This is a genomic window from uncultured Nostoc sp. (assembly GCF_964245445.1).
Taxonomy (GTDB): Bacteria; Cyanobacteriota; Cyanobacteriia; order Cyanobacteriales; family Nostocaceae; genus Nostoc.
The window spans coordinates 1-5,437 of the sequence record NZ_CAXTNE010000398.1 but is presented as its reverse complement, the minus strand read 5'-3'; the positions used below and the strand labels follow the sequence as shown (position 1 = coordinate 5,437).

The 5,437-nt window shown below is 44.5% G+C and carries 6 protein-coding genes; 4 read left to right on the top strand and 2 right to left on the bottom strand.

The window, feature by feature from the left end; translation table 11 throughout:
* Window positions 1-247 precede the first annotated feature (247 nt).
* Entirely contained in the window at window positions 248-2,164 is a 1,917-nt protein-coding gene (gene shc / locus ACFE90_RS35820; RefSeq protein ID WP_375507006.1) for a squalene--hopene cyclase, read from the bottom strand.
* Between the two features lie 124 nt (window positions 2,165-2,288).
* On the opposite strand from shc, the gene ACFE90_RS35815 reads away from it, so the two are divergent.
* The 3 genes from ACFE90_RS35815 (at window position 2,289) to ACFE90_RS35805 (ending at window position 4,627) form a co-directional block, all read left to right on the top strand.
* On the top strand, window positions 2,289-3,536 hold the full coding sequence (locus ACFE90_RS35815) for a glycosyltransferase (protein ID WP_375507005.1): 1,248 nt from the start codon (window positions 2,289-2,291) through the stop codon (window positions 3,534-3,536).
* Window positions 3,537-3,614: 78 nt separating this feature from the next.
* Window positions 3,615-3,851, top strand: coding sequence for a hypothetical protein (locus ACFE90_RS35810; protein ID WP_375507004.1), 237 nt, complete (start codon window positions 3,615-3,617; stop codon window positions 3,849-3,851).
* On the top strand, window positions 3,848-4,627 hold the full coding sequence (locus ACFE90_RS35805; protein ID WP_375507003.1) for a nucleotidyl transferase AbiEii/AbiGii toxin family protein: 780 nt from the start codon (window positions 3,848-3,850) through the stop codon (window positions 4,625-4,627). The genes ACFE90_RS35810 and ACFE90_RS35805 overlap by 4 nt, the downstream gene beginning before the upstream one ends.
* Before the next feature lie 24 nt (window positions 4,628-4,651).
* Here ACFE90_RS35805 and ACFE90_RS35800 read toward each other — a convergent pair whose 3' ends face one another.
* Window positions 4,652-5,002, bottom strand: a complete 351-nt coding sequence (locus ACFE90_RS35800; protein ID WP_375507002.1) for an ArsR/SmtB family transcription factor — start codon at window positions 5,000-5,002, stop codon at window positions 4,652-4,654.
* Between the two features lie 81 nt (window positions 5,003-5,083).
* On the opposite strand from ACFE90_RS35800, the gene trxA reads away from it, so the two are divergent.
* Window positions 5,084-5,407, top strand: a complete 324-nt coding sequence (gene trxA / locus ACFE90_RS35795) for a thioredoxin (RefSeq protein WP_012412473.1) — start codon at window positions 5,084-5,086, stop codon at window positions 5,405-5,407.
* The last annotated feature ends 30 nt before the right edge of the window (window positions 5,408-5,437 follow it).

The following is a 5,437-nucleotide window of genomic DNA, read 5'->3' as shown; positions in this document are numbered from 1 at the left end:
ACTAACAATGGCATTGCATCAACTAACAATGGCATTGCATCGACTAACAATGGCATTGCATCGACTGACAACGCTATTTTTTTCGTTCCCATGCTCTATATGAGAATTAAGAAAGCGTTATCAAGCTAGGTTTTTAGGACTTGTGTGTACACCGTAGAGCAATGGGGGAAACAACCTCGTACACCCACGTTAGCGTAGCAAGACGAAGCCGGGAATGGAGTTTCCCCTTGCTTTCAATAAATTACTCTTAACCTTTTTGAATCACTGTTTGATAGCGACCTAAAGCGATTAAAGGAAAGTATTGTTGATACAAATGATACTTGAGATAAAAATGACAAGGAAAGCCAGTACCTGTAAAGTCAGCCTCAAACCAAGTACCATCGGGTTGTTGGGTTGCCACGAGATAGCTAATTCCTCGCTCAATGACTTCAAGAGCTAATTTACCAGTTGCTTCACCTGCTGCCAAGAGGCCAATTAAAGCCCAAGCAGTTTGAGATGCAGTACTATTTCCTTTTCCTTTAAGACTGGGATCGTTGTAGCTGCGGCAAGTCTCACCCCAACCACCATCTCGGTTTTGACATCCGACTAACCAAGCTGCTCCTCGTTTTATACTGAGTTTGTGCTTTTGAGGAGTAATTAACGCCAAGGCTGACAAAACGCCACTGGTGCCGTAGATATAATTTACACCCCAACGACCAAACCAACAGCCTTCGGTTTCTTGTTCGCGCAGAAGATAAGTAAGCGATCGCTCTAAATTATCACTATCAATAGACAAATCACAAGCACCCAGCATTTCTACGACTCTAGCCGTAACATCTGCGGTGTTTGGATCAATCATCGCTTTCAAGTCGCCATAAGGAATAGAGTTAAGCCAATCTTGATCGTTATCCAAATCAAAAGCAGCCCAGCCGCCTGGTTTACATTGCATAGATGCAATCCAGTTTAAGGCCCGAGCGATTGCCGCCTGCTTGATTTCTTCATTGGGGAGTTTCGCCAAATGTAAAGCCATCACTACCACAGCCGAGTCGTCTACATCGGGATAAAAACGATTGTCAAACTCAAACGCCCAAGCCCCTGGTTTTCCCTGACGATTTTTGACAGCCCAATCTCCGTAATCTAAAATTTGTTTTTGCAACAACCATTCTCCAGCTTGCACCACGACGGGATGATCTGGTGCAAAGCCAGATTCTACTAAGGCACGCATCGCCCAAGCTGTATCCCAGACGGGTGAAACACAAGGTTGAACTCGGTAGCTATCCTCTGTTTCAATGGCAAAGTTATCAATTGCTTGCAAACCTCGTTCCACAATGGGGTCGCTTCTGTCATAATTCAGACACCGCAAAGCCAGCATTGAATTCAACATCGCCGGAATAATCCCACCCCAGTCACCTGTGGCTTCTTGACGCTCTAAAATCCATTTTTCGGCGGCTTTAATGCCTTCTTCGCGGAAGGGTACTAAATTCAGGCTTTCTGCCAACTTGAACCCCCGATCAAGGGTGAGGAATAAATCTGTCCAATCGCCAGTTTGGGGTAATTCCCACCGCACTTGATCAACACCTTCAGCGTATAGCTCATCTAGGTTGATAGTTGGATCGGTGATAAAAACAGGTTTGCGATCGCACACAATCAACAACGGCACTGTGCTGGAACGTGCCCAGCTAGACATTTCGTAGATATTAACTGGGAAAGCTTTTGGCAACAGCATTACCCAAGGTGGTAGCGAGGGAATACCGCGCCAGTTGTAGCAGCCAATCAAAGCTAAATGCAACTTGGTAAAAATCCGAGTTTTGCTGATCCCACCCCGTTGGAGAATAAAGGCTTGCGCCCGAATCATCGCCGGATCGTTTGCTGGTACACCTAGCAGCCTTAGCGCCATGTAGGCTTCAACCGAGGTGCTAAGTTCTCCGCCATCACCGTAGAAAAGTTCCCAACCGCCATGCTGCCGTTGCTCTTGACGCAAATATGCTTCAACTTTGTGTAAAGCCCTTATTTGGTCTGTTCCCCAAATCTTATGCAAAAGGACGACTTCAGCAGTGATGGTGACATTAGATTCTAACTCTGCCCACCAGTAACCGGCGGGATTTTGAATCGAAAGCAAATATTGTTGACTGGCTGCGATCGCCGTTGCGACTTGATTGACTTTTACCCTGTCTTGTGTCTGCATCAAATACTATTTAACCTCAACACCCAACACTAGTTATGAACACGGCAATATTATGATGAAAAAATTTTTTCTCTATCAGTAGACATAGTATTCTGTCTGAGTCACTGAAAATTTGCAATAGGTCATGGGTGTAATTGTATTAGGATTAACGCTGTTATCCTTGACAATTTGGTTAGGATTACTGTGTTTTTGGGGACAATTTTGGCGGGTAGACCAGCAATTAGAGGTTACAGAAACTCAGCTAGAATCGTTACCTGTGGTTTGTGCCGTGGTTCCAGCCCGTAACGAAGCCCAATTGCTACCAACGACACTGCGATCGCTCCTACTCCAAGACTATCCTGGTTCTTTCAACGTATTTTTAGTAGACGATCGCAGCACAGACCGGACAGCAAATTTTGCCGAAGGGGTTGCACACGCTGTCGGTAAACCTGAGCAATTGCATATTATCTCAGGTGAATCACTGCCTCCCGGTTGGTCAGGAAAACTTTGGGCAGTTGAGCAAGGTATAAAGAGCGCGAGTTTATTTGCACCCGATTATTTTTTACTGACTGACGCAGATATCGAACACGATTCTGATAATCTCCGCCGACTCGTGAAGAAAGCTATACAGGAGGATTTAGACCTAGTTTCTGTAATGGTGCAACTCAGGTGTGAAAGCTTTTGGGAAAAACTTTTGATACCAGCTTTCGTCTTTTTCTTCCAAAAACTCTATCCTTTTCGCTGGGTGAATAATCCTAACAATCCCACAGCAGGAGCCGCCGGGGGATCTATTCTGATCGCCCGTGAAGCTTTAGAGCGAATTGGGGGTATTCAAGTGATTCGCCAAGCTTTAATTGACGATTGTGCCTTGGCTCAGGCTGTTAAGAGGAGTGGGGGAGCAGGGGAACTCTTGAGCAGGGAAGACAAGGGGGACAAGGAAAACCATGCTCAATATCTAATGTCCAATCAAGGGCGTATCTGGCTGGGATTGAGTAGCTTGACTCGTAGCTTGCGCCCTTATGACTCGCTGGCGACGATTTGGGATATGGTTGCTCGTACTGCCTATACCCAACTGAATTATTCACCATTAATACTATTGGGAACTTTGGTGGGAATGCCTCTAATTTATTTAGTTCCACCTGTATGTGTGATTCTGGGTGCAGTTTGGAGCAATTGGGCGATCGCACTTACAGGTTTATTAGGATGGCTGTTAATGACTTTCGCTTACTACCCGACGATCCGCTTTTATAAATGTTCTCCCTGGTTCGCGTTGAGTTTACCTGCGATCGCTTTTCTCTATACCGTGATGACTCTAGACTCAGCACTACGTCACTGGCAAGGGCGCGGCGGCGCTTGGAAAGGAAGAGTTTACCCCAGCCCAGATAATTTATAGTTAGAATAAAATTAAATATGGATATCCACAGTGCTAATCTAAATAAAAATAAGCCGAAAGTGGTTGATTAAAAGAGCTATGACAACCGCAACACCAACAAATAATCCTGTTATTGTCCCCAAAAAGCTGCCTTTTCTGGAGTCCATTTGCTGGCAGACTGCCGATGTGTATCGCTTTACTTCAGAAGAAATGCTGAGTCGCTACGAGCGTGGTTGGCAATATCACAACCTATTTAATAATCTTGAAGGTGAAGAACTAAATTTTCTTCAGGAACTCGCTAGACGCTATAGATCCTGGTTGCAAGTTTGTTTATGACCTTCAGGTTTGAACACCATAATCAAATTCTCACAGTTCTTGAATGCTTAGATTCTGAAATACTTAGGAAGGGTTCTGCTTACTTCGGTGGTGGAACCCTTCTTGCATTTGATTTTGAAGAATATCGCTGGAGTAAGGACGTTGATTTTATCGCCTCTGTTGGTACAGAAGGCTACAAATACCTGCGGACAGTGGTATTTGAGGGTGGGCATGAAGCATTATTTCGTGACTTAAGTAAAATTCAAGTTGGACGTAGCACAACTGACCAATATGGAATTCGGATGATCGTTTTTGTGGATGATGTGCCGATTAAAATGGAAATTATTGCCGAAACTCGTTTTCAACTAGACCCACCAAGATATCCAAAGTGGTCACCTGTTCCCTGCTTAAGCTTCAATGACTGTTTTACCTCTAAGCTGCTGTCGAATTCTGACCGTTACGCAGATGACAGCGTTGAGGCAAGAGATTTAATTGATCTAGCAATTCTTAGGCTGCAATCTCCAATCCCTCAAGCATCAATTGAGAAGGCTGAAAAAGCATATCAGGTTATGCGCCCTTTGGAAAAAGCGATCGCACGCTTTCAGGGAAGACCAGATTACAGGGAGAAATGCTTTCTCGGTCTGCAAGTTGATCAAGCTCAGATACCCAAAATTATCGACGGTATTGATTTACTCTCTACAGATTTAGGTTTATCTAACACTCCAAGGGTTTTTCGAGAACAACATGATATCTTTGCTGATTTAGAAACACAAATTAAAAAACGAGAAGATTCTTAAACAAGTAGCGATCGCCCCATACCACTAGATTCTTGAGGCTGTTTGTTTAGTACTCGCGGGTTCCACAGGCAATGGTTGAGCCGCTTTCAACACCGCATCCAGCAACCCTGGAAACAGCACCTCTAAATCTTCACGCCGCAGTATATTAATGTGCTGTGTCCCTTCTTTACGTGTAAAGACTATCCCAGACTCCCGCAAAATCTTAAAATGATTGGACATAGTAGACTTAGCGATCGCAAAATCAAAACTCGCACAGCATTGTTCCCCCTCAGTGGACAACCGCCGCACAATCTCTAGCCGCACTGGATCGCCCAATGCATACAGCACTCCCGGTAAAGAAATATTTTTTCTATCTGGATGATAAAGAAATCTCATAGTTGCATTATCTCATCAGGTGGCATATATTTTTATAATTCGATATTATCGAATAATAGAATTAATTAGGAAGGCAATTTTATGTCATCCATTACAAATGTCACAGAAGCCACATTCAAGCAAGAAGTCTTGGAAAGTGAGATTCCGGTATTAGTGGACTTTTGGGCGCCGTGGTGCGGCCCTTGCCGGATGGTGGGCCCAGTCGTCGATGAAGTTGCTGCTGAATACGAAGGACAGGTGAAATTTGTGAAGCTGAACACAGATCAAAATCCTACTGTCGCCAGCCACTATGGTATTCGCAGCATTCCGACGCTGATGGTTTTTAAGGGGGGTCGGCAAGTCGATACTGTCGTAGGGGCAGTTCCAAAAACCACCTTGAATAAGACTTTAGCACAGCATCTTTAATTGAAGTGAAGGTGATTGGGGACTGGGGAT